At 65.0% G+C, this 25384-nt stretch carries 2 protein-coding genes (1 of these 2 cut by a window edge); both read right to left on the bottom strand.

Annotated features, from left to right (window positions below; all coding sequences use genetic code 11):
• Positions 1 to 13256, bottom strand: partial view of a non-ribosomal peptide synthase/polyketide synthase gene (locus AC5Y49_RS04070; RefSeq protein WP_499884471.1) — the start only. It extends 13975 nt beyond the left edge of the window; the window shows 13256 of its 27231 coding nt (coding positions 1-13256); the start codon lies at positions 13254 to 13256; its stop codon lies off the left edge, out of view.
• A complete protein-coding gene (locus tag AC5Y49_RS04075; RefSeq protein WP_499884472.1) occupies positions 13253 to 25363 on the bottom strand; it encodes an amino acid adenylation domain-containing protein in 12111 nt (4036 codons plus the stop codon). The genes AC5Y49_RS04070 and AC5Y49_RS04075 overlap by 4 nt, the downstream gene beginning before the upstream one ends.
• Positions 25364 to 25384 lie beyond the last annotated feature (21 nt).

A 25384-nucleotide genomic window follows, 5' to 3' on the forward strand; every position in this document is an offset into this window, starting at 1 on the left:
CGCTGATCTGCGACCGGCGGGTAGGGCCGATCGGTGGGCAACTGCAGCCGCTCGGGGAGCCCCGCCAAGGTCTCTTGCCAGTAGGCCAACTGCGCAGCGACGCGGCTGCCGGGATCGTTGAAGTCTCCCAGCTGTTCGCGCTGCCACAGCGTGTAGTCGGCATACTGAACCGGTAGCGGCGCCCAGCCCGGGGCCTGCCCGACAGATCGGCTGGCGTACGCCACGCCCAGGTCACGCACCAACGGGGTGGTCGACCAGCCGTCGGCGGCGATGTGATGGGCCACCGCCACCAACACGCACTCATCATCAGCAACCCGGAAAAGCCATGCGCGCAAAGGGATCTCGGTGGCCAGGTCGAAGGTATAACGGACCGCGGCGTCGACGGCCTCAGCCAGCCGCCCCGCCGACCAACCGCTGGCATCAACGACGTCCCAACCCACCTCGGCCCGCTCAACCGGGACCACCATCTGCTGTGGGAGGCCCTCAGCCGCGGCGAACAGTGTCCGCAGACTCTCATGGCGGCCCACCACATCACCCAGCGCCGCAGCCAAGGCCTCGACATCCAGCGCCCCGCTGATCCGCAACGCGACGGGCATGTTGTAAATCGGTGACGGCCCCTGCAACTGCTCCAAGAACCACAACCGGTTTTGGGCGAACGACAATGGGACCACCGCGGGCCGCGGGCCAGCGACCAACGGCTCACGTCGACCCGTACCACCGCCAACGCGGAGCGCCAACTGGGCAACCGTGGGCGCCTCGAACACGGTCCGCACGACAAGGTCGGCATCCATGCCGGCATTGATCGCCGCGATCAGGCGCATGGCAGACAGCGAATCCCCGCCCAGTTCGAAGAATGAGTCGTCAACCCCCACCCGATCGAGCCCGAGGACCTGGGCATAGATGCCGGCCAGAATCTCCTCGATGGCGTTGGCCGGAGCTCGATAGCGATCGCCATCCTGGTAGTCCGGTGCCGGCAAGGCTCGCTTGTCGAGCTTGCCGTTGGGGGTCAGCGGCAGCGCTTCCAACGGCACTACCGCAGCCGGCACCATATAGGCTGGTAGCCGCTCGGCCAGCCTGCTGCGCAAGCCGGCGGGATCGGCTGTCCCGGTGACATAGCCCACCAGGCGCTTGTCACCGTGGCGGTCCTCGCGGGCGATCACTACCGCGTGCTCCACGCCGGCCACGCCGGCCAGCGCTGCCTGAACCTCACCGAGTTCGATGCGATACCCGCGGATCTTCACCTGCTGGTCAGCACGCCCGACATACCGAAGCTGGCCATCAGCGCCCCACCACACCAGGTCTCCGGTGCGATACATCTGCGCACCCGGCCCGCCGAAGGGGCAGGCCACAAAGCGCGACGACGTCAGCGGACCCCGGTGCACATATCCATACCCCACCCCAGAACCGGCCACATACAACTCACCGACCACCCCAACCGGAGTTGGGCGCAGCCAGCCATCCAGCACAAAAAAAGCAAGATGCGCCAACGGCACTCCGATGGGACTTGCATGGCTGTCGATATCCGACTCGACGATCTCCCGGAACGACGCATGCACCGTCGTCTCGGTGGTGCCGTACATGTTGATGAGGCGGGGAGATTTCCGGTGGTGGTGCACCCACATCCCGAGGCGCTGTGGCTCCAGCGCTTCGCCGGCGAAGACCACGGTTTGAAGCTTGAGTTGTTCTCTCAGCTCGGGCGCCAGCCCGTCGGCGGTTTGCAGCGCATAAAACGCCGAGGGGGTCTGGCTTAAGACGCTGACTTGTTCGGCAGCCAGCAAGGCATAAAACTCTTCCGGAGAACGGGCCACCGACTCGGGCACAATCACTAGCCGCCCGCCGCGCAGCAACGCACCCCACATTTCCCAGACCGAAACGTCGAAAGCCAACGAATGCCATTGCGTCCACACCTGTTCCGGTGGCAAGTCGGCGTTCACTGACTCCAGCAGCTGAGTCACGTTGCGGTGGGTGACGGCCACCCCTTTGGGGACACCGGTAGTGCCTGAGGTGTAGATGATGTAGGCGACATCGTCGGGGCGTGGCGCAGGTAGTGCTGTGCTGGGTTGGTTGTCAATGTGGGTGTCGTCGACATCGATGATCGGCAGATCGCACCCGTCGAGCCGCGACCGCAGACCGGCGGTGGTGATCGCCGCGATCGGCGCAGAATCTGCGAGCATGAACTCCATTCGCGCTGCCGGTACCACCGGGTCGATCGGCAAGTAGGCCGCTCCTGTTTTGAGGACGGCCAGTATTGCGGTGATCGCCTCGACCGACCGTGAAAACAGCAGTGCGACATACTCGCCGGGGCCCACACCATAATCAACCAGCAAGTGCGCCAACCGGTTAGCGGCCTCGTCCAGCTCCCGGTAACTGATGGAGCGGCCGTCAAAAGTCAGCGCTGTCGCCTCTGGGACACGCGCGACCTGCGCAGAGAACAACATCGGCACTGACATCGCGGCGGTCGGCTGGGTCAATACCGCCCGGTTGCCCCATTCGTCTAGCCGGGCGTGTTCGCCCTCATCGAGCAGATCGATCGACGACAGGGGCCGGGTGGGCGCGGCGGTGATCGCGACCAGCACCCGCAGCAGCCGTTCGATGAGCGCCTCGATGCTCGTCGCATCGAAGACGTCGGTACGGAACTCCACTGCTCCCCGAATCCCGGCGGGCTCACCGGCGGCGGTGAAATGTTCGGCCAGCGAAAATGTCAGATCCATGCGCGCCGTTTGGGTGTCCACCGTCAGGGGACTGACGTGGACATCGCCCAGGCTTGCGTTGGCGGCGGGGTCGGTGTCTTGTCCGGCGAAGTTCTGCCAGGCCAACAACACCTGGATCAGCGGATGATGGGTCAGGCTTCGGGTGGGGTTGAGCCGCTCCACCAGCACCTCGAAGGGCACGTCTTGATGCTCGTAAGCGGCCAGGCTGCGCGCGCGCACCTGGGCCAGCAGCTCAGCGGCGGTGGGATCACCGGCCAGGTCAACCCGCAACACCAAGGTATTGACGAAATACCCCACCAACCCATCCAGCGCCGAGTCGCCGCGCCCGGCGATCGGGAATCCCACCGCCACATCGCAACTGGCGCTCAGCTTGGACAACAACACCGCCAACGCGGCCTGCACCACCATGAAGCTGGTCGCCTGGTGCTCGCCAGCGATCCGGGCGATCTGCTGCTGCAGCTGCGCGGGCCAATCCACGGCCACACTGGCACCCCGGTAATCAGCCACCGGCGGATAAGGCCGATCGGTGGGCAACTGCAGCCGCTCGGGCAACCCTGCCAACGCCTGCTGCCAGTAGGCCAGCTGCGCAGCGATGCGGCTGTCGGGATCATCAAGATCGCCCAGCTGTTCGCGCTGCCACAACGTGTAATCGACATACTGCACCGGTAACGGCGCCCAGCCCGGCGCCTGCCCGACACACCGGTTGGCATAGGCCACACCCAGATCCCGCACCAACGGGGTGATCGACCAGCCATCAGCGGCAATATGGTGGGCCACCGCCACCAACACATGCTCATCATCGCCGAGGCGGTAAAGCGTTGCCCGCAACGGGATCTCGGCCGACAGGTCAAACGTATAACGCACCGTCGCCTCGACGGCCTCCCCCAGCGACTCTGCCGACCAGCCGCTGGTATCAATAACCTGCCAACCAAAGTCGACCCGCTCAACCGGAAGCACCACCTGTTGAGGTACCCCATCGACCGCGACGAACAGAGTGCGCAGGCTCTCCTGGCGGCCCACCACATCGACCAGCGCCGCGCCCAACGCCTCGACATCCAACGCGCCACTCAACCGCAACGCCACCGCCAGGTTGTAAACCGGCGACGGCCCGTGCAACTGGTCGAGGAACCACAACCGGTTCTGCGCAAACGACAGCGGAACCGTTGCCGGCCGCTCAACGGCCACCAACGGCTTACGCCGAACCCCGTCCCCGCCCACCCGTGGGGCCAACTGGGCAATCGTGGGCGCCTCAAACACCACCCGTACCGAAAGGTCCGCGTCCAGAGCGGTATTGGCCGCGGCGATTAGCCGCATCGCTGAAATGCTGTCCCCACCGAGATCGAAGAAGGAGTCGTCGACCCCGACCCGCTCCAGTCCCAGGATTTGGGCGTAGATGTCGGCCAGGGTTTCTTCGGTGGGACTGGCCGGAGCCCGATACTGCGTCGCGCTGTATTCCGGTGCCGGCAGCGCACGGGTATCGACCTTGCCATTGACCGTCAACGGCACGGCGTCCAGGGCCACCACCGCTGCGGGGATCATGTAGGCCGGCAGCCGCTCAGCCAATGCTGCGCGCGACTCGACCGGGTCTGCGGTGCCGGTGATGTAGCCCACCAGGCGTTTGTCGCCGGGGCGGTCCTCGCGGGCAACCACCACGGCCTGCTCGACGCCCGCCAAACCCGCTAAGGCTGTTTGGATCTCGCCGAGTTCGATGCGATAGCCGCGGATCTTGACCTGCTCATCAGCGCGCCCCAAATACTCCAGCTGTCCATCAGCACGCCAACACACCAAATCCCCGGTGCGATACATCCGCGTCCCGGTTCCGCCGAGGGGGCAGGCGACAAACCGCGACGCCGTCAACCCGGCCCGGCGCACATACCCAACACCGACCCCGGACCCGGCCACATACAACTCACCGGCCACCCCCGCCGGCACCGGACGCAACCAGGCATCGAGAACAAACAACGCCGCCCCCGGCACCGGCGACCCGATCGGCACCACGCCCGACCCTGGCTTCAGCGGCGCACTGATCGCCGCATACACCGTCGTCTCCGTCGGCCCATAGGCGTTGACCATCGCCCGCCCCGGCGCCCACCGCTCCACCACCTCGACCGGACAGGGCTCAGCGGCCACCACCAACGCCGCCGATTCCAGCCGTTCCGGGGAAAGCGCACCAACTGCCGAGGGGGTCTGGCTCAACACACTGACTTCTTGAGCAGCCAACAGGTCGTGAAAGTCCTTCGGGGAGCGCGTTACCTGGTCGGGCACCACCACCAGGCGCCCACCGTGCAGCAGCGCCCCCCACATCTCCCACACCGAATAGTCGAAAGCCAACGAATGACACTGCGTCCACACCTGCCCGGGCGCCAGCTCCCAACCCACATCCAGTGAGTCAAATAACCGGGTCACGTTGTGGTGGGTGACCGCCACCCCCTTAGGAGTGCCCGTCGTGCCCGAGGTGTAGATGATGTGGGCAATGTCATCAGCGTCCGGCGCCGGCAATGCCGTGCTGGGTTGAGCATCGATGCGAGGATCGTCGACATCAATGACGTCCAACTCGCACCCGTCGAGCCGCGACCTCAGATCGGCGGTGGTGATCACCGCAATCGGCGCGGCATCATCAAGGATGAACTGCATCCGCGCCGCGGGCACCACCGGATCGATCGGCAGATACGCCGCCCCAGTCTTGAGCACCGCCAGGATCGCCGCGATCGCCTCAGCCGAACGCGACAACAGCAGCGCCACACACTGTCCCGGACCGACGCCATGAGCAAGCAGCAAGTGCGCCAACCGGTTAGAAGCCTCATCGAGCTGGCGGTACGTCACCGAAAGGTCTTGAAAGACCAGTGCAACCGCGCTGGGTCTACGCGCCACCTGGATGGCGAACAACTCCGGAATCGACACCCCGGCGGGTGCCGGTGCAGTCAACACCGCCCGGTTCCCCCACCTATCAAGCCGGGCCTGCTCAACCGCATCAAGCAGCCCGATCGACGACAGCCGCCGAGTCGGCTCGGCAGTGATCGCCACCAACACCCGCTGCAGCCGTCCGATCAGTGTTTGGATGGTGTCTGCATCAAATACGTCGGTACGAAACTCCACCGCCCCACCGATCCCGGCAGGCTCACCCGCGCCGGTAAAGCGTTCACCCAACGAAAACGTCAAATCTGTACGGGCCGTGGAGGTATCAGCCCCCAGCGGGGTCACCTGGAGACCACCCAGGGCCACCCCGGCGGCATTACTGTCCTGCCAGTCGGCGTTCTGCCAGGCGAGCAGGACTTGGATCAGCGGATGGTGGCTCAGGCTTCGGGTGGGGTTCAGGCGCTCGACGAGTACTTCAAAGGGCACGTCTTGGTGTTCGTAGGCGGTCAGGCTGCGCGATCGTATTTGGGCCAGCAGCTCAGCGACGGTGGGGTCACCGGCTAGATCAACCCGCAGCACCAGGGTGTTGACGAAGAAGCCCACAAGTTCATCGAGTGCGGGGTCGCCGCGCCCGGCGATCGCAATGCCTACTGCCACATCAGAACTGGCGCTGAGCTTGGACAACAGCACAGTTAGCGCGGCCTGGATCACCATGAAGCTGGTGGAGTTGTGCTCACCGGCGACTCGGCCTACTTGCTGCTGCAGCTGTGCCGGCCAATCCACGGCCACACTGGCACCGCGGTAATCAGCCACCGGCGGGTAGGGCCGATCGGTGGGCAGCTGCAGCCGCTCGGGCAACCCGGCCAACGCCTGCTGCCAGTAGGCCACCTGGGCGGCGATCGGGCTGTCGCTAGCGGCTAGGTCACCGAGGTGTTCACGCTGCCACAGCGTGTAGTCGACATATTGCGCCGGTAGCGGCGCCCAGCCGGGGGCCTGCCCGATGCACCGACTGCCATAAGCCACGCCCAAATCACGCACCAAGGGGGTGATCGACCAGCCATCGGCGGCAATATGATGCGCCACCGCCACCAACACATGCTCATCGTCGGACAGGCGGAAAAGCCAGGCCTGCAAAGGAATCTCGCTCGACAGATCAAAGGAATACCGCACCGCCGCGGCAATGGCCTCGCCCAGCCGCTCCGACGACCAACCAGCGGTATCAACAAGCTGCCAACCCAACTCGGCCTGCTCAACCGGGACCACCACCTGCTCAGGGATCCCCTCGACCGTCGCAAACCGGGTGCGCAGACTCTCGTGGCGGGCCACCACATCGCCCAACGCCGCACCCAACGCCTCAACATCCAGCGCTCCGCGGATCCGCAACGCCACAGGCATGTTGTAGATCGGCGACGGCCCCTGCAACTGATCCAAAAACCACAATCGGTTTTGGGCATACGACAACGGGATTCGTTGTGGGCGGGCCATCGGCTGTAGCGGCGGCCGGGCAGGCCCGCCACGATGACGATGCAGATACTCGGCCAGACCCCCAACAGTGGGAGCGTCGAACAGATACCGCACCGGCACTTGCCGGCCCAACGCCAATTGCAGCCGCCCGCTGACACGCGCAGCGATCAGCGAATCCCCGCCCAGGGCGAAGAAGTCGTCATCAAGACCGACCCGGGCCGCGCCCAACACCTCGGCGAACACCTCGGCCACCAGCTTCTCGGTCTGGGTTTGCGGCGCCCGAAACGTTGTGGCAGCAAATACCGGTGCCGGCAGCGCCTTTCGGTCGATCTTGCCCGAGGAGGTCAACGGGAACTCCTCGAGCACCACAATCTGAGCCGGCACCATGTAGTCGGGCAACCACGCACCCAACCGCTGACGCACCGCACTCAGTTTGGAGTTGGTCTGCGGATCATTGGCGTAAATGCCGCTGTGCTCGACCACCGGCAAATACGAGTCAGTCAGCGCGATGCGCCGGTTCGAATTGTTGGCGGCCAGGAAAACCGCATCCAACATGCCTGGTTGGCCACTCCAGCTCACGGCGACCCGATACCCGGTGCTGTCCGCAATGCGATACAACTCTTCGGGCACAACAGAACCGGCGGTCGCGGCGGCAGCGTCGGCGAGCGCGTCGTCTAGCGCCAGCCCGGCTTCGAGGGCATGGTGGGTGCAGACCTCACCGATCAGCCCGGCACGCGGAATTCCGGTCACGCGAACAACTCCCGGACGTTGGGCCAGCAACCGCTCCGCTAACCCATCCAGGCTCGGGCCATCGGTCCATGGCCAGACCGGTGCATCGGCCAGTGAGCGCACCGGTGTGGGGGTGGTGTAGATGATGACGTCGTAGCGGTACCGGGTCAGTTCGTTGTCAGCCACCCCGCGTTTGACTTGCATCTCAAGCCCGGCCACCGACGAATTCTCGGCGGCCCAAGAGGTGAAATATTCCGGGGACAGCAGCAATTCGGTCTCAGCGAGCATCGCGCGCTGGACTCGTTGGCGGATCTCGTCGGCATCAGCCTCAGGGTCCTGGGCCAGCGCGATCCCGGTCTGCAACGCGCTCTGCAGGCTGTGGTTGCGCACATCACCGATGAACAGCGCGCCTCCCGGGGCCAACAACTGCAAGGCGTTGTTGATGACTTCGCGCAGATAGGCGGCGTTAGGAAAATATTGGATGACCGAGTTGAGGATGATCGTGTCGAAATAACCGTGGGGCAGCGCTTCGATGACATCGGCGGCCTGGCATTGCAATTCGATACGCTCACCCCAGGGCTGGGTCGCCACCGCCGCCTGCAGGCTCGCGATCGCCGCCGCCGACATGTCGGTGCCGACATAGTGCTCACACTGAGGGGCGATCTGCGAGAGCACCAGCCCCGAACCGACCCCGATCTCCAGCACCCGTGCTGGATGTAACGCACGGATCCGTTCCACCGTGGCTGCGCGCCACTCGGCCATCTCCGCCGGTGGAATCGGCTTTTCGGTGTAGCTGCTGTTCCATCCCCGAAAATCCATGCCGAATTCCGGTGCTGCGAGCTCAGCGCCATACAACTCGTCGTAGAGGTGCTGCCACCCCTCAACGGTCTGGGCGTCCTCCTCGGCGCTGACGATGTCCTCAAGTGTCACGTAGGCGACCAACTGGGCGCCGGTAGCGCTGTGGTGCACGCTGGCAGCAGCCCCAGCGACTTGCGGGCAGGCCAACAACGTATTTTCGATTTCGCCCAACTCGATGCGCTGCCCACGCAACTTGACCTGCGCATCAGCGCGGCCCACATACTCCAGTTGCCCCTCAGTGCGCCAGCGCACCAGATCCCCGGTGCGATACATCCGCGCACCGACGCCGCCAAAGGGGTTGGCTACAAACCGTTCCGCGGTCAACCCCGCCCGGCCCACATAGCCACGCGCCACCGCCGGCCCACCCACATACAACTCACCGACCACCCCAACCGGCGCCGGAGTCAGTTGGGCGTCAAGCACCCATGCGCAGGCCCCGGCGATCGGGCCACCAATACTGATCGGCTGCCCCGCCACCAACGGCGGGCTACCGGTCGCCCAGATCGTGGTCTCGGTCGGCCCGTAAGCATTGATCATCACCCGGCCCGGCGCCCAAGCGGCCATCAACTCACCCGGGCAGGCCTCCCCCATCGTCAGCAGCGTGCCCAGGTTGTCGAGCCGGGGCCGATCCAGCGACGCCAACACCGTTGGCGTCACCACCGCCGCACCGACGTGTTGCTCCTCCAACAGCGCGCTCAGCGCCTGCCCGGCATACACCCCTGGCGGCGCCACCACCACCGCCGCGCCTGTCCCCGCCGCCCACAACATTTCGAACACCGAGGCATCAAAAGTCGGCGCGGCCACCATCAACACCCGGGCATCGTCACCCAGGCCGAGCAGCTCGCGTTGCGCCGCAGCGACCCCCAACAGCCCGGCATGGCTGACCGCCACCCCTTTGGGCACCCCCGTCGATCCGGACGTGAAGATCACATACGCGCCGTTATCAATCCCTAACGGCGCCAACCGATCCGCATCGGTAATCGGATCAGCACTGTGCCCCGAGACATCCAGCTCGTCGATGCGCAGCACCGGGCGCGGCCCGGCCCCGGCCACCGTGTCCGCAGTGCAGGCCAATACACACACTGCACCCGCCGCATCCAACACCGCAGCGATGCGCTCCACTGGATGAGCCGCATCCACCGGCACATAGATCCCGCCGGCCTTGACGATGGCCCACCACGCCACCACCAACTCCACACACCGATCCATCGCCACGCCCACCGCGTGCTCAGGACCTACCCCGACTTCAATCAACTCCCGCGCCAACCGCGACGACCACACATCAAGCTCGCCATACGACACGCTGCGCGCGCCGTCAACCACGGCCACCGCGCCCGGATCAGCGGCCACCGCCGCCGCCAATATCTGCGGCGCCACCCCCACCGGCGCCGCCACGTCCACCCCAGACCACCGCGATACCAACAGATCTCGTTCATCGCGATCCAGCAACGACACCTGACCCACTACCACCGAGGCATCAGCGACCACCGCCTCGATCACCCGGCCAAACCAGCCGACCAACCGCTCGATGCTGGAGCGGTCAAACAAATCCGTGGCATACAGCACCACCCCGGCAGCCATCGGCGCTCCCGCATCGTCGCCGGGCACCTCACTCAGCTGGATATCTAGGTCAAACTTTGACGTTTGGGTAAAAACGGCCAGCGGCTCGACGCCGACTCCGCCGAGTGCCACTTCGGGGCGCGCATTGTTCTGGAAGGCCATGCCCACCTGAAACAGCGGGTGGTGCGCGGTGGAGCGCACCGGATTGAGCTGTTCAACGAGCCGCTCGAACGGCACATCTTGATTGCTGTAGGCATCCAGCGCCTTCTCGCGCACCCGCTCCAGCACCTCGGAAAACCGGTCCGCAGAATTCAGCCCGACGCGCAGCACCCACGTGTTGACGAAAAAGCCGACCAGGTCATCCAGCGCCTCATCGACCCGCCCGGCGATCGGGGTGCCCAACGCAATGTCCTCACCGGCCCCGGCACGGTGCAATACCACCGCCAACACCGCCTGCAACACCATCGACGCCGTCGCGTTATGCGCCGCCGCCAACGCCTTGACCCCCGCCCACGACTGCGGGTCGATGCGCACCTCCACCACATCACCGCGATAACTGGGCGCCGCCGGGCGGACCCTATCGGTCGGCAGCGACACCACCTCGGGCAGATCAGCCAACTCCTGGCGCCAATAGGCCAACTGCGAAGCAATCACGCTGCCGGGATCAGACTCGTCCCCCAGCCAATCCTGTTGCCACAGTGTGTAATCGGCATACTGCACCGCCAAATCAGGCCACCCCGGCGCCCGGCCGCGCCGCCGCGCCCCATACGCCTGACCCACATCCCGGACCATCGGAGCCAGTGACCAGCCGTCAAAAGCGATGTGGTGCACCACAATCGCGACCACATACTGATCGGGGCCCACCGCATAGATCTGGGCACGAATGGGAATCTCGCTCGACAGATCAAACCGATACCCGGCCAACCCCACCAACTCGCCGGCGACATCGTGCTCAGACACCGCCACCACGGCAGCACCGCCGCGCCGCCACATCCCCGGCTGAGCCGGCAACACCTGCTGTATCGCCACACCATCAACATCGGGAAATACCGTGCGCAGCGCTTCATGGCGAGCGATCACATCATCGAGCGCCGCGTCCAGCGCCTCGGCGTCCAACGGCCCGTCGATCCGAAACGCCGTCGGCATGTTGTAGGTCGCCGCCCCACCCTCGAACCGGTCTAAAAACCACAGCCGGCTCTGAGCAAACGACAACGGGACGCTCGCCGGCCGCGGGCCGGCCATCAGCGGCGCACGGCGGTCGCCGTCCTCGCCGATACGTGGCGCCAACTGGGCAACCGTGGGCGCCTCAAACAGCGTGCGCACCGCAAGGCTGGCACCCAAACCGGCATTGACGGCAACAACCACCCGCATCGCCGACAGTGAATCCCCACCCAAGTCGAAGAACGAGTCGTCGACCCCGACCCGATCCAGCCCCAACACCCGGGCATAGATACCGGCCAGAATCTCCTCGGTCGGGGTGGCCGGGGCACGGTAAGCATCGGCATCTTGGTACTGCGGTACCGGCAAAGCTCGCTTGTCGAGTTTGCCGTTAACCGTCAACGGCAGGCTGTCGAGCGCCACCACGGCCGCCGGAATCATGTAGGCCGGTAACCGCTCAGCCAGCCGGGCGCGGATCTGCGCGGGATCTGCTACGCCGGTGACATAACCCACCAGACGTTTATCACCAGGGCGGTCTTCACGGTCAACGACCACCGCCTGCTCCACCCCATCAAGCGCGCTTAGCGCCGCCTGAACTTCACCGAGCTCAATGCGATACCCGCGGATCTTCACCTGCTCATCGGCGCGCCCCACATAACGCAGCTGCCCATCATCGCCCCACCAGACCAAATCGCCGGTGCGATACATGCGTGTTCCGGGCGCCCCTGACCCTGCAAAGGGACACGCTACAAACCGCGACGACGTCAGCCCCGCGCGGCGCCAATACCCAACCCCCACACCGGTGCCCGCTACATACAACTCGCCGACAACGCCGGCCGGCACCGCCTGCAACGATTCGTCCAGTACGAACAACGCCGCCCCGGCCACCGGCCCGCCGATCGGCACCACTCCGGTCCCCGACGCCAGCGGCGCACTGATCGCCGCATACACGGTGGTCTCCGTCGGGCCGTAGGCGTTGATCATCACCCGCCCCGGCGCCCACCGATCCACCACCGCCACCGGACATGCCTCGCCGCCGACCAGCAATGTCACCGATCCCAAACCGTCGGACGAGAGCATTCCAGCCGCAGACGGGGTTTGCGTTAGCACGCTGACCTTTTCGGCGACGAGCAGGTCGTGGAAATCGTCCGGGGAGCCCGCCACCGCTTCGGGCACCACCACCAGCCGCCCACCTCGCAGCAACGCACCCCAGATCTCCCACACCGAAAAGTCGAAGGCCAACGAATGACACTGCGTCCACACTTGACCCGACAGTTCCGCGTCCAGTGCCTCTATCAGCTGGACCACGTTGTAGTGGGTGATGCCCACCCCCTTGGGTACCCCGGTGGTGCCCGAGGTGTAGATCAGGTAGGCAATATCGTCGGGTGTCGGCCCTGGCAATGCGGTACCGGGTTGGGTGGCCGTAACGGGATCGTTCACGTCGATGACCAGCAGGTCATGCTCGTCGAGCCGGTCGACCAGCGCGGTGGTGGTGATCACCGCCACCGGCGCGGCGTCGGCGAGCATGAACCGCATCCGTGCAGCCGGTGCCGCCGGGTCGATCGGCAGATACGCCGCCCCAGTCTTCACAACCGCCAAAATCGCCACGATCGCCTCAGCCGACCGCGGCAACAACAACCCCACACACTGTCCCGCACCCACACCATGTGCAACCAGTAAGTGCGCCAACCGGTTTGCAGCCACATCAAGTTCGCGATACGTCCACGAACTCTGACCGCTGACCACCGCCCTCGCCTCGGGTATGCGCTCCACCTGCGCGGCGAACAACACCGGAATCGACACCCGCCTGGACGCCGGCGCAGCCAACACCGCCCGGTTGCCCCACTCATCCAACTGGGCCTGCTCATCCTCATCGAGCAGATCGATCGACGACAGCCGCGGCCCCGTGTCGGCAGTCATGACCGCCGCTTCGTATCGGCGGTCAACGCCACCAGCACCCGCCGCCACCGCTCGATCAGCGCCTCAATTCTCGATGCATCGAAGATGTCCGTGCGAAATTCCACCGCCCCTCCAATCCCGCCGGGCTCCCCGGCCTCGGTGAAACGTTCGGCCAACGAAATTACCAAATCCATTCGCGCCGTTTGGGTGTCCACTGTCAGGGGGCTGACTTGGACATCACCCAGCCTCAGCCCGGCTGCAGGTTCGCGTTGCTCGGGAAGGTTCTGCCAACCCAACATCACCTGGATCAGCGGGTGATGCTTCCGGGACCTACTGGGGTTGAGCCGCTCCACCAGAACCTCAAAGGGCACATCTTGATGCTCGTAGGCGGCCAGGCTGCGTGCGCGCACCTGGGCCAGCAACTCAGCGATGGTGGGATCACCGGACAGATCAACCCGCAACACCAAGGTGTTGACAAAAAATCCGACCAACTCATCCAGTGCCGGGTCACCACGTCCGGCGATCGCAATCCCCACCGCCACATCAGAACTGGCGCTCAGCTTGGACAACAACACCGCCAGCGCGGCCTGCACCACCATGAAACTGGTCGCGTGGTGCTCACCAGCCACCCGGGCAATCCGCTGCTGCAGCTGCGCCGGCCAATCTACCGTCACACTGGCGCCGCGCTGATCAGCCACCGGCGGGTAGGGCCGATCGGTCGGCAGCACCAAGCGATCAGGCATCCCGGCCAATGCCTGCTGCCAGTAGGCCAGCTGCGCGGCGATCGGACTACCGGGATCATCGAAATTCCCCAACTGTTCGCGCTGCCACAACGTGTAATCGACATACTGCACCGCCAGCGGCGCCCAACCCGGAGCCTGCTTCACACACCGGCTGGCATAGGCCACGCCCAGATCACGCACCAACGGGGTGATCGACCAGCCATCAGCGGCGATATGGTGGGCCACCGCGACCAACACATGCTCATCATCGCCGAGGTGCAAAAGCGTTGCTCGCAAAGGAATCTCAGTAGTCAGATCAAACGAGTACCGCACCGCTACGCCGATCGCCTCAGCCAGCCGCTCTGCCGACCAACTAGTAGCGTCAACGACCTGCCAGCCAAAGTCGGCCTCGTCGGCCGCCGTTACCACTTGCTGGGGTGTCCCGTCGACCACCGGAAACAGTGTGCGCAGACTCTCGTGCCGGCCCACCACATCGGCCAGCGCCGCAGCCAACGCGTCGATATCCAGCGCCCCGCTTAACCGCAATGCGACCGGCATGTTGTAGACCGGTGAGGGGCCCTGCAACTGGTCGAGGAACCACAACCGGTTCTGCGCAAGCGACAACGGGATCCTCGCCGGCCGCTCAACGGCCACCAATGGCTGACGCCGACTCTCACCCCCACCGACATGTGGCGCCAACTGGGCAACCGTGGGCGCCTCAAACACCGCCCGCACCGAAAGATCCGCCTCCAAAGCGGTATTGGCCGCAGCGACCAGCCGCATCGCCGAAATGCTGTCCCCACCCAAATCGAAGAACGAGTCGTCGAGCCCAACCCGCTCCAACCCCAGCACCCGCGCATAGATGCCAGCCAGAATCTCTTCAATAGCGGTGGCCGGGACGCGATAACCGGTCTCGTGATATTCCGGCGCTGGCAGTGCGCGGGTGTCCAGTTTGCCGTTGGGGGTCAACGGCCAGGTGTCAAGTGCGACCACCGCTGCGGGGATCATGTAGGCCGGCAGCCGCTCAGCCAATGCTGCGCGCGACTCGACCGGGTCTGCGGTGCCGGTGATGTAGCCCACCAGGCGTTTGTCGCCGGGGCGGTCCTCGCGGGCAACTACCGCCGCCTGCGCCACTCCATCCAGCGCATTCAACGCCGCTTGGACTTCGCCCAATTCGATGCGATATCCGCGGATCTTGACCTGCTCATCAGCGCGCCCCAAATACTCCAGCTGTCCATCAGCACGCCAACACACCAAATCCCCGGTGCGATACATCCGCGTCCCGGTCCCGCCGAGTGGGCATGCGACAAACCGCGACGCCGTCAACCCGGCCCGACGCACATACCCGCAGCCCACCCCGGACCCGGCCACATACAGCTCGCCAGCCACCCCCGCCGGCACCGCACGCAACCAGGCATCGAGAACAAACAACGCCGCCCCCGGCACCGGCGACCCGATCGGCACCACGCCCGACCCTGGCTTCAGCGGCGCACTGATCGCCGCATACACCGTCGTCTCCGTCGGCCCATAGGCGTTGACCATCGCCCGCCCCGGCGCCCACCGCTCCACCACCTCGACCGGACAGGGCTCAGCGGCCACCACCAACGCCGCCGATTCCAGCCGTTCCGGGGAAAGGACACCCACCGCCGAGGGCGTTTGGCTTAGCACACTGACTTTTTCAGCAACCAATAAGGCGTGGAACTCGTCTGGGGAGCGCGTCACCTCGTCGGGCACCACCACCAGGCGCCCACCGTGCAGCAGCGCCCCCCACATCTCCCACACCGAATAGTCGAAAGCCAACGAATGACACTGCGTCCACACCTGCCCGGGCACCAGCTCCAAGCCAGCTTCCAGTGAATCGAACAACCGGGTCACGTTGTGGTGGGTGACCGCCACCCCCTTGGGTATCCCCGTCGTGCCCGAGGTGTAGATGATGTGGGCAATGTCATCAGCGTCCGGCGCCGGCAATGCCGTGCTGGGTTGAGCATCGATGCGAGGGTCGTCGACATCTATGACGGCCAACTCGCAGCCGTGCAGCCGGCCGGCCAGCCCGGCGGTGCTGATCGCGACGGTCGGCGCGGCATCGGCGACCATGAACTGCATCCGCGCCGTGGGCGCCATCGGATCGATCGGCAGATACGCCGCCCCGGTCTTGAGCACCGCCAGGATCGCCGCGATCGCCTCAGCCGAACGCGAACACAGCAGCGCCACACACTGTCCCGGACCGACGCCATGAGCAAGCAGCAAGTGCCCCAGCCGGTTAGACAGCTCATCGAGTTCCTGGTAGGTCCAGGTGCAATCGCCGCAGACCAGCGCCACCGCCTCCGGGGCGCGCGCCACTTGGATGGCGAACAATTCCGGAATCGACACCCCGGCGGGTGCCGGTGCAGTCAACACCGCCCGGTTCCCCCACCTATCAAGCCGGGCCTGCTCAACCGCATCAAGCAGCCCGATCGACGACAGCCGCCGAGTCGGCTCGGCAGTGATCGCCGCCAGCACCTGCTGCAGTCGCCCGACGAGCACCTCGATGCTCTTGGCATCAAATACGTCGGTACGAAATTCCACCGCCCCGCTAATGCCGGTTGGTCTGCCAGCCTCGTCCCAGTTTTCGGTGAGCGAAAATGTCAGGTCCACGCGGGCGGTGTGGGTATCCGCTGACAGCGGGGTGAGCTCCAGGTCACCCAGGGCGAATCTGGCAGGATCGGTGCTCTGCGCGGGTAGGTTCTGCCAGGCCAACAACACCTGCACCAACGGATGATGGGTCAGGCTTCGGTTGGGGTTGAGCCGCTCCACCAAAACCTCAAACGGCACGTCTTGATGCTCGTAGGCGGCCAGACTGCGCGCTCGCACCTGAGCCAGCACCTCGGCGACGGTCGGATCACCGGCTAGGTCAACCCGCAACACCAAGGTATTGATGAAAAACCCGACTAACTCGTCCAGCGCCGGATCGCGCCGCCCGGCGATCGGAAACCCTACCGCCACATCACAACTGGCACTCAGCTTGGACAACAAGATCGCCAGCGCTGCCTGCACCACCATGAAACTGGTCGCCTGGTGCTCGCCACCGATCCGGGCAATCTGCTGCTGCAGCTGTGCCGGCCAATCCACGGCCACACTGGCACCGCGGTAATCCGCCACCGGCGGATAAGGCCGATCGGTGGGCAACTGCAGCCGCTCGGGCAACCCCGCCAACGCCTGCTGCCAGTAAGTTAACTGCGCGGCGATGCGGCTCTCACTATCAGCCAGATCACCCAGCTGATCACGCTGCCACAACGTGTAATCGACATACTGCACCGGTAGCGGCACCCAGTCAGGAGCCTGCCCGACGCACCGGCTGCCGTAAGCCACGCCCAGATCCCGCACCAGCGGGCTCACCGACCACCCATCGGCAGCAATATGGTGGGCCACCGCCACCAACACATGCTCATCGTCGACGACCCGGAAAAGCCATGCCCGCAACGGGATCTCGGCCGACAGGTCAAACGAGTACCGCACCGCCGCGTCGATGGCCTCACCCAGCCGCTCCCCCGACCAACCGCTGGCATCAACGATGTCCCAGCCGACCTCGGCCCGCTCAACCGGGACCACCACCTGTTGAGGTACCCCATCGACTGCGGCAAAGAGCGTGCGCAGACTCTCATGACGGCCCACCACATCAACCAACGCCGCACCCAAAGCCGCGACATCCAGCGCCCCGGTGATTCGATATGCGGTAGCCATGTTGTAAATCGATGACGGCCCCTGCAACTGCTCCAAAAACCACAACCGCTGCTGCGCATACGACAACGGAACCGCCGCAGGTCGATGCTGCGCTGTCAAGGCTGTCCCAGCCCATTCCCCGTGATGCGCGCTCATCCATTCGGTCAACCCGGCCACGGTGGGCGTGTCGAACAACGCTCGGACCGGGACCTCCACACCCAGTTCAGCCCGCACCCGCGCTTGCAGCCATGTCGCAGACAATGAATGACCACCCAGGTCGAAAAACGACTCATCGATGCCGACCCGGGTCACCCCGAGAACCTCGCCGAACAGCGCGGTTAACGTCTGCTCGCGTTGATCACGCGGCGCCCGATAGGCCACCCCGCTGACGAACTCCGGGGCTGGCAACGCTCGGCGATCAAGTTTGCCGTTGACCGTCAATGGCAGCGACTCCACCACCATGACCGCGGCTGGCACCATGAACTCCGGCAACCTTTCGGCCACAAAGCGACGCAGCTCAGTGGCTCGCTCGATCGCCGCCGGGTCGTTGACGTACCCGGCCAGTGAACCGACCGGTGTGGCCGGCAGGTACAGATCCGACAGTGCCGTCGGCCCCGAGCCGTTGGCTGGTGCAGCGGGGTGGGTGAAGATCAGATCCACCAGGCCAGCAGTCGGCGACCATGTCACCGCCGTCGCATATCCCAGTTCCTGGCCCAGTCCATGACACTCGTGTGGCAATACCCCATCGGGTGTGGACAGGCCTGCGCGCAATTCGCTGATCGGCACTCGGCCGCTGGACTGAGGCAGCGCTCGCGCCAAGGCCACCTCAGACCAGATCCCGCTGTGCGGCACCCCGGTTATGCGTAATTCTGGCAGCCCCTGTGACTGCAGGTGTTTGGTCAGCCGGTCCAAGCTTCCGAACTGTTGCCACGGTTGCGACGGTAGGTCTGTAAGGGAACGCACCGGTACCGGCGCCTTGCGCAGCACCACGTCGTATCGGTAACCGCTGAGTTCGTTGACCGCCCGCATCTGCTTGAGTTGGACGTCCACCGCGCCGATGTCGGGAAGGCGCTGCGGCAAAGCCGCGAAAAATTCTGGCGCCAATAGCAGTTCCTGCTCGGCAAGCATTTCCCGGCGCACCCGCTCGGCCACGACGGCGGCGCTGTCCTCGCCATCGACCGAATTCGCGCACACCACACCGGTGGTGAACGCTTCCAACAACGACAGGTTGCGCACGTCGCCGATGAACAACGCCCCGCCCGGTGCCAGCAATCGCATCGCTACTGCCAGCACATCAAGTAGATACCCCGCGCTGGGGAAGTACTGGGCTACCGAGTTGAGGACCACGACATCGAAATGCCCCTCCGGCAAACCGTCGGCCACGTCGGCTGGCTGCACCCGCAACCGCACCCGATCACCCCACGACTGCCCGGCCAGCGCCGCCTGCAACGTCTGGATTGTCGGCGCGGCGAAGTCCGTGCCCCAATACTCGACGCACTCGGGTGCCAACCGCGCAAGCAACAGCCCGGAACCGACGCCGATCTCCAGCACCCGCGCCCCGCGCAACCCACGGATTCGATCCACTGCAGCAGCGCGCCATTCCCGCATCTCCTCAAGCGGAATCGGGCTGCCGGTATAACTGCTGTCCCAGCCTGCGAACTCGTCTCCCAACGTAACCGGGGCGTCCGTCGTCGATGCCAACCCCGAATAGAGGCCTCCATAAAGTTCCTGCCACTGCGCAACGAGCTTCGTTTCTCGCCCGGGCTCGCGGACCAGGATCATCTCCTGATCCAGCACCACATAGCCGACCAACTGTTTGTTGGTCGGCTCGTCGCCGCCACCCGCTGTTCGCGTGTCCGTGTGAGCGACGACCACCGCCTGCCCCACGCGAGGATGCGCCGCCAACGCGGCCTCGATCTCGCCGAGTTCGATGCGGTAGCCGCGGATCTTGACCTGTTCGTCGGCACGCCCGAAGTAGTCCAACTGCCCGTCGGGGCGCCAACACACCAGATCCCCGGTGCGATACATACGTCTTCCGGGCGCCTCCGCGCCCCCGAACGGGCACGCCACAAACCGCGACGCCGTCAGCGCACTGCGGCGCACATACCCACAGGCCACCCCGGCACCGGCCACATACAATTCACCCGCCACACCAGCGGGCACCGGACGCAACCATTGATCGAGCACAAACAACGCCGCCCCAGGTATGGGCGACCCGATCGGCACGACACCTGGACCCGGCCGCAACGGCGCACTGATCGCCACCACCATCGTCGTCTCGGTCGGGCCGTAGGCATTGCGCATCACCCGGCCCGGCGCCCACCGATTGACCACCTCGGCCGGGCAGGGCTCACCGGCAACGAACAACGTCGCCGACTCCAACCCCTCTGGCGACAACGCCGCCACCGCAGACGGCGTCTGGGCGAACATGCTGACGCCTTCGCTAACCAGCAACGCATGCAAGTCTTCTGGCGAGCGCGCGACCGACTCGGGCACCACCACCAGTCGTCCACCCTGCACCAGGGAACCGAAGATCTCCCACACCGAGGTGTCAAAGGCCAAGGTGTGGCACTGTGGCCGCACCCCCGCTTGGGGCACGACGAGATCCGGCGACGCCAGCAGTTGGGTCGCGTTGTGGTGAGTGACCGCCACCCCCTTGGGCAGACCGGTAGTACCCGAGGTGTAGATCAGGTAAGCGATGTCATCGGGCGCCGGTGGCGGCAAGCCACTGCTGCGCTGATTGCTCACCGCGGGGTCATCAATGTCGATGACCGTCAGGTCATACCCCTGCAGCCGCTCGGCCAGTGCGGTCGTAGTGACCGCGGCCATCGCCGCCGTGTCCTCGATGATGAATGTGATCCTGGCTTCGGGATGCGCCGGGTCCATTGGCACATACGCCGCCCCGGTCTTCAAAACCGCCAACATCGCCACGATCGCCTCGGCGGAACGTGAAAATAGAAGCGCCACAGTATGTCCCGGGCCCACCCCGCGGCCCGTCAACAGGTGCGCCAACCGGTTGGAGGCCTCATCCAACCCGCGATAAGTCATCGAGCGGCCCTCGAAAACCAGCGCAACTGCCTCCGGAACGCGTGCCGCCTGCGCGGCGAACAACGCCGGAATCGACATCGGTGGGACAGCGCGCTGGGTAAGCACCGCGCGGTTACCCCACTCATCCAACTGGGCGCGCTCGTCGGCATCGAGCAGATCGATCGACGAGAGTCGTCGACCGGGATCGTCGGTCATACCCACCAACACCCGGCGCAGCCGCTCAATCAGTGCTTCGATTCTGCCCGCGTCGAAAACGTCGGTTCGAAATTCCACCACCCCGTAAATGCCGGCAGGTTCACCGGTTTCGTCCCAACGTTCGCCGAGGAACAGCACCAAATCCGTGCGGGCAGCCTGGGTGTCCACCGCCATCGGTGCGATCTGCAGATCCTCAAAACTCACCCGGCGCAAGGGGTCGGTGTCTTGCCCAGGGAAGTTCTGCCAAGCAAATACCACCTGAACCAATGGGTGATGAGTCAGGCTCCGGGTGGGGTTGAGTCGATCAACCAGGACCTCAAACGGCACATCCTGGTGCTCGAACGCCTCCAAACTGCGCGCCCGCACTTGGGCTAGCAGCTGCGCGACGGTGGGGTCTCCAGCCAGATCGACACGTAAGACCAACGTATTGACGAAGAACCCCACCAGCTCGTCCAGCGCAGGGTCACGACGCCCTGCAACCGGGAACCCGACTGTCACATCAGGGCTTCCGCTGAGCTTGCCCAGCAGCGCCGCCAGCGCGGCCTGTATCACCATGAAGCCAGTCGTGTTGTGCTGGCGGGCCACCGCTGCAATCCGCTGCTGTAGCTCGACGGGCCAGTCCACGATGACGCTGGCGCCGTGGTAGTCAGCAATCGGCGGGTAGGGCCGGTCGGTGGGCAATCGTAGGTACTCGGGCAGCCCGGCCAGGGTCTGCTCCCAGTAAGCCAGCTGCACAGCAATCGGACTCTCGCTATCGGCCAGATCACCGAACTGCGCGCGCTGCCACAGCGTGAAATCGGCGTACTGGACCGGTAACGGCGCCCAACCGGGGACTTGCCCCGCACACCGGCTGCTATAGGCCGTACTCAGATCACGCACCAGAGGGCTAATCGACCAACCGTCCCCGGCGATATGATGCACCACCGCCACCAGCACATGATCGTCATCGCCGACACGGAAAAGCCAAGCGCGCAAGGGAATCTCGGCCGCCAAATCGAAGCTGTAACGTACCGCGGTGCCAACCGCCTCATCCAGTCGGCTTGCCGACCACCCGGTCGCATCGACAACGTCCCAACCGAAATCGGCCCGCTCGGCAGGGATCACTACTTGTTGGGGTGTCCCGGCAACCGCCGGGAACACGGTGCGCAGGGTCTCATGGCGGCCCACCACGTCGGCCAGCGCCGCACGCAGCGCCTCGACGGCCAGCGGCCCGCTGATCCGAAAAGCGGCCGGCATGTTGTAGGTCGCAGCCCCGCCCTCGAATCGGTCGAGGAACCACAACCGCTGCTGAGCAAACGACAAGGGAACCACTTCGGGCCGCTCAACCGGTGTCAGCCGCGGCAACCCGCCCGGCCCCTCAGTGATGCGGGGCGCCAACTGGGCAACCGTGGGGGCCTCAAACAAGGCGCGCGCCGAGAGAGCGGCATTCAGGCCGGTGTTGACCGCTGCGACCACCCGCATTGCTAGAAGCGAATCCCCGCCCAGGTCGAAAAACGAGTCATCCACACCGACGCGCTCCACATCGAGCACCCGGGCGTAGATGCCGGCCAGAATCTCCTCAACCGCGTTGGCCGGAGGGCGGTAATGATCAACGTCCCCGTACTCCGGTGCGGGCAGAGCGCGCTTGTCGAGTTTGCCGTTCGGTGTTAACGGCAGTGCCCCCAGCGCTACTACCGCCGAAGGCACCATGTACGACGGAAGCCGCTCGGCAAGCGCGACCCGCGACTCGGCGGCATCCGCTGTGCCGATGACATAGCCCACCAGACGCTTGTCGCCGGGGCGGTCCTCGCGGGCGATCACCACCGCCTGCTCTACGCCGTCCAACTCGGCCAGCGCTGCGCGCACCTCACCAAGCTCGATGCGATACCCCCGGATCTTGACCTGCTCATCGGCGCGCCCGAGGTACTGCAGTTGCCCCTCGGTGTCCCAACACACCAGATCCCCGGTGCGGTACATCCGCGCTCCCGGAACCCCAAACGGGCAGGCCACAAATCGCGCCGCCGTCAGACCCGGGCGACGCCAATAACCGCACCCCACGCCTGCGCCGGCCACATACAACTCGGCTACCACACCGGCCGGCACCGGGCGCAACCACGCGTCCAGCACAAACAACGCCGCCCCGCTCACCGGCGAGCCGATCGGCACCACACTCGACCCGACCGCCAACGGCGCGGTCATCGCCGCATACACCGTGGCCTCGGTCGGACCATAGGCGTTGATCATCACCCGCCCAGGCGCCCACCGGTCGACCACCTCGCCCGGGCAATCCTCACCAGCCACCACCAACGCCATAGAATCCAAGCCATGCGGCGGCAACATCCCTACGGCAGAAGGGGTTTGGCTCAAAACGCTAACTTTTTCAGCGACCAGTAAGGCGTGGAAGTCGTCCGGCGCACCGACTGCCGACTCGGGCACCACCACCAGCCGCCCACCGTGCAGCAGGGCACCCCAGATCTCCCACACCGAAACGTCAAAGGCCAACGAATGCCACTGCGTCCAAACCTGACCGACCGGTTCCAGGTCGGCCTGCAGTGACTCCACCAGCTGGGTCACGTTGTGGTGGGTGACGGCGACCCCCTTGGGAACACCGGTAGTGCCCGAGGTGTAGATGAGGTAGGCGACGTCATCAGGGCTCGGTGCCGAAAGAGCCGTGCTGGGCTGGGCGCCAATACGGGAGTCGTTGACATCGATGAGCAGCAGATCGCACCCGTCCAACTGGGACCCCAAGCCCGCGGTGGTGATCGCAGCGATCGGTGCGGCATCGGCGAGCATGAAGTCAATGCGGGCCGCCGGCAGCGCCGAGTCCATCGGCACATACGCCGCCCCCGTCTTGAGCACCGCCAAAATCGCCACGATCGCCTCAGCCGACCGGGAAAACAGCAACGCCACGCACTCGCCGGGGCCCGCGCCGTGCGCAGTCAGCAGATGCGCCAGCCGATTCGCGGCTTCCTCGACTTCGAGGTAAGTCATGGAGCGGCCTTCGAAGGTCAGCGCCAGCGCTTCCGGGGTACGGGCCACCTGCGCAGCCCATAACGTCGGAATCGACGCCGAGGCAGGTGCCGGCACCGTCAATACCGCCCGGTTGCCCCAGCCGTCCAGTCGGGCATGCTCACTGGCATCCAACACATCCAGCGATGACAACTGGCGTCCCGGATCGGCGGTCATCGTCGCCAATACCGACTCCAACCGCTTCGCCAAATCGCCGACACCGAAATTCGACAATGGATGCCCGGCGCCCAACGTGCTGAGAAAGAGGTCGTCACCGCTACCGGAGAAGATCAGCCCAAAGCCGTCCACGAGGCCGGCATTAGTCAACGATGCCGATGCCGTGACGCCACCGAAATCGAGAGTGAATGCGGCCGGCAGGAAATTGACGCTCACCCGATCGAGCGGCTGCGCTGCGCCGCGCGAGCGGGCCTTGCGCTCAAGGGCTTGCACCGGGAACCGCTGATGTTGCAGCGCTTCTCGTATTCGGGCGTCAACATGCGCACAGAATTCAGTCACCGTGGTTTGGGGTGAAACCGTCAATACCAACGGCACGACCCCGGCAACCATCCCAGGAAGCGTTTTTGACTCCGGATGAACTCGCCTGGTGACCGGAAAGTCCAGCGCCACCTCCAAACCCTCAGCACACCACCTACGCACCAAAAGTGCGCACGCCGCAGTGATCACCGATGACCGAGGCACATTCCACGCCCGAGATAAGTCTTCGACTCGGCGAAGGACCACCGGGTCCAATTGAACCGGCGCGGAAGGCCAATACGAATCACCGTCGTTCTCGCCTTGCGGGGGCCGATAATGCGGTCCACGCTCGGCTGGCAAATTCCTTACCCAATACTCGTGATCGTCGAGGTAATCAGTTGACGCTTCGTATTCAAATTCAGAATCAACTAGGTCCTGCAATGAGCCGAAGACCGCAGGGGGAATGGGCGAGCCGGAAACAATTGCCGAATATACAGTCGCAATCCGATGACCGACCAGCGCGATGCCCGAGCCATCGAGGACTATATGATGGCCGCACCCGAACAAATAGAATTCATCGAGTCGCGTCTGAAATAACGCGAATTTGAACAGCGGGCCGCTGAGCGGCATCGGCGTGCGTTGTATCGATGCTGCTAGCTGCCGGGCTTCCTGCGCCGGCTGGTGGGAACCGGTCAGATCGCAGAATTCCAGCTGGACGTCCGGATAATCAACTGCTTTTTGAAATACCTGTCCATCGACCTCAACGACAGCAGCCCTGACTGGTTCGGCCTCTTGTATCACTCGGCGGATCGTCCACTCGAGCGGATCGCGTTCTACCGAACCCGCTATTTTTACGAATAGGCCGAGCTGCCACTCCGTGTCGGATTGGCCCGTCTCCTGCGCAAGCCAAATGTCCAACTGTCCGCGCGTCAGCGGAAGTCCTGCGTCGCGCTCCATTGTCTCTCCGCGCGTCAGCAGAAGCGACCGGACATCAAGCTCCATTCATCTTCCCCAAAGGCTCCC

The organism is Mycobacterium sp. NGS62, assembly GCF_059812285.1.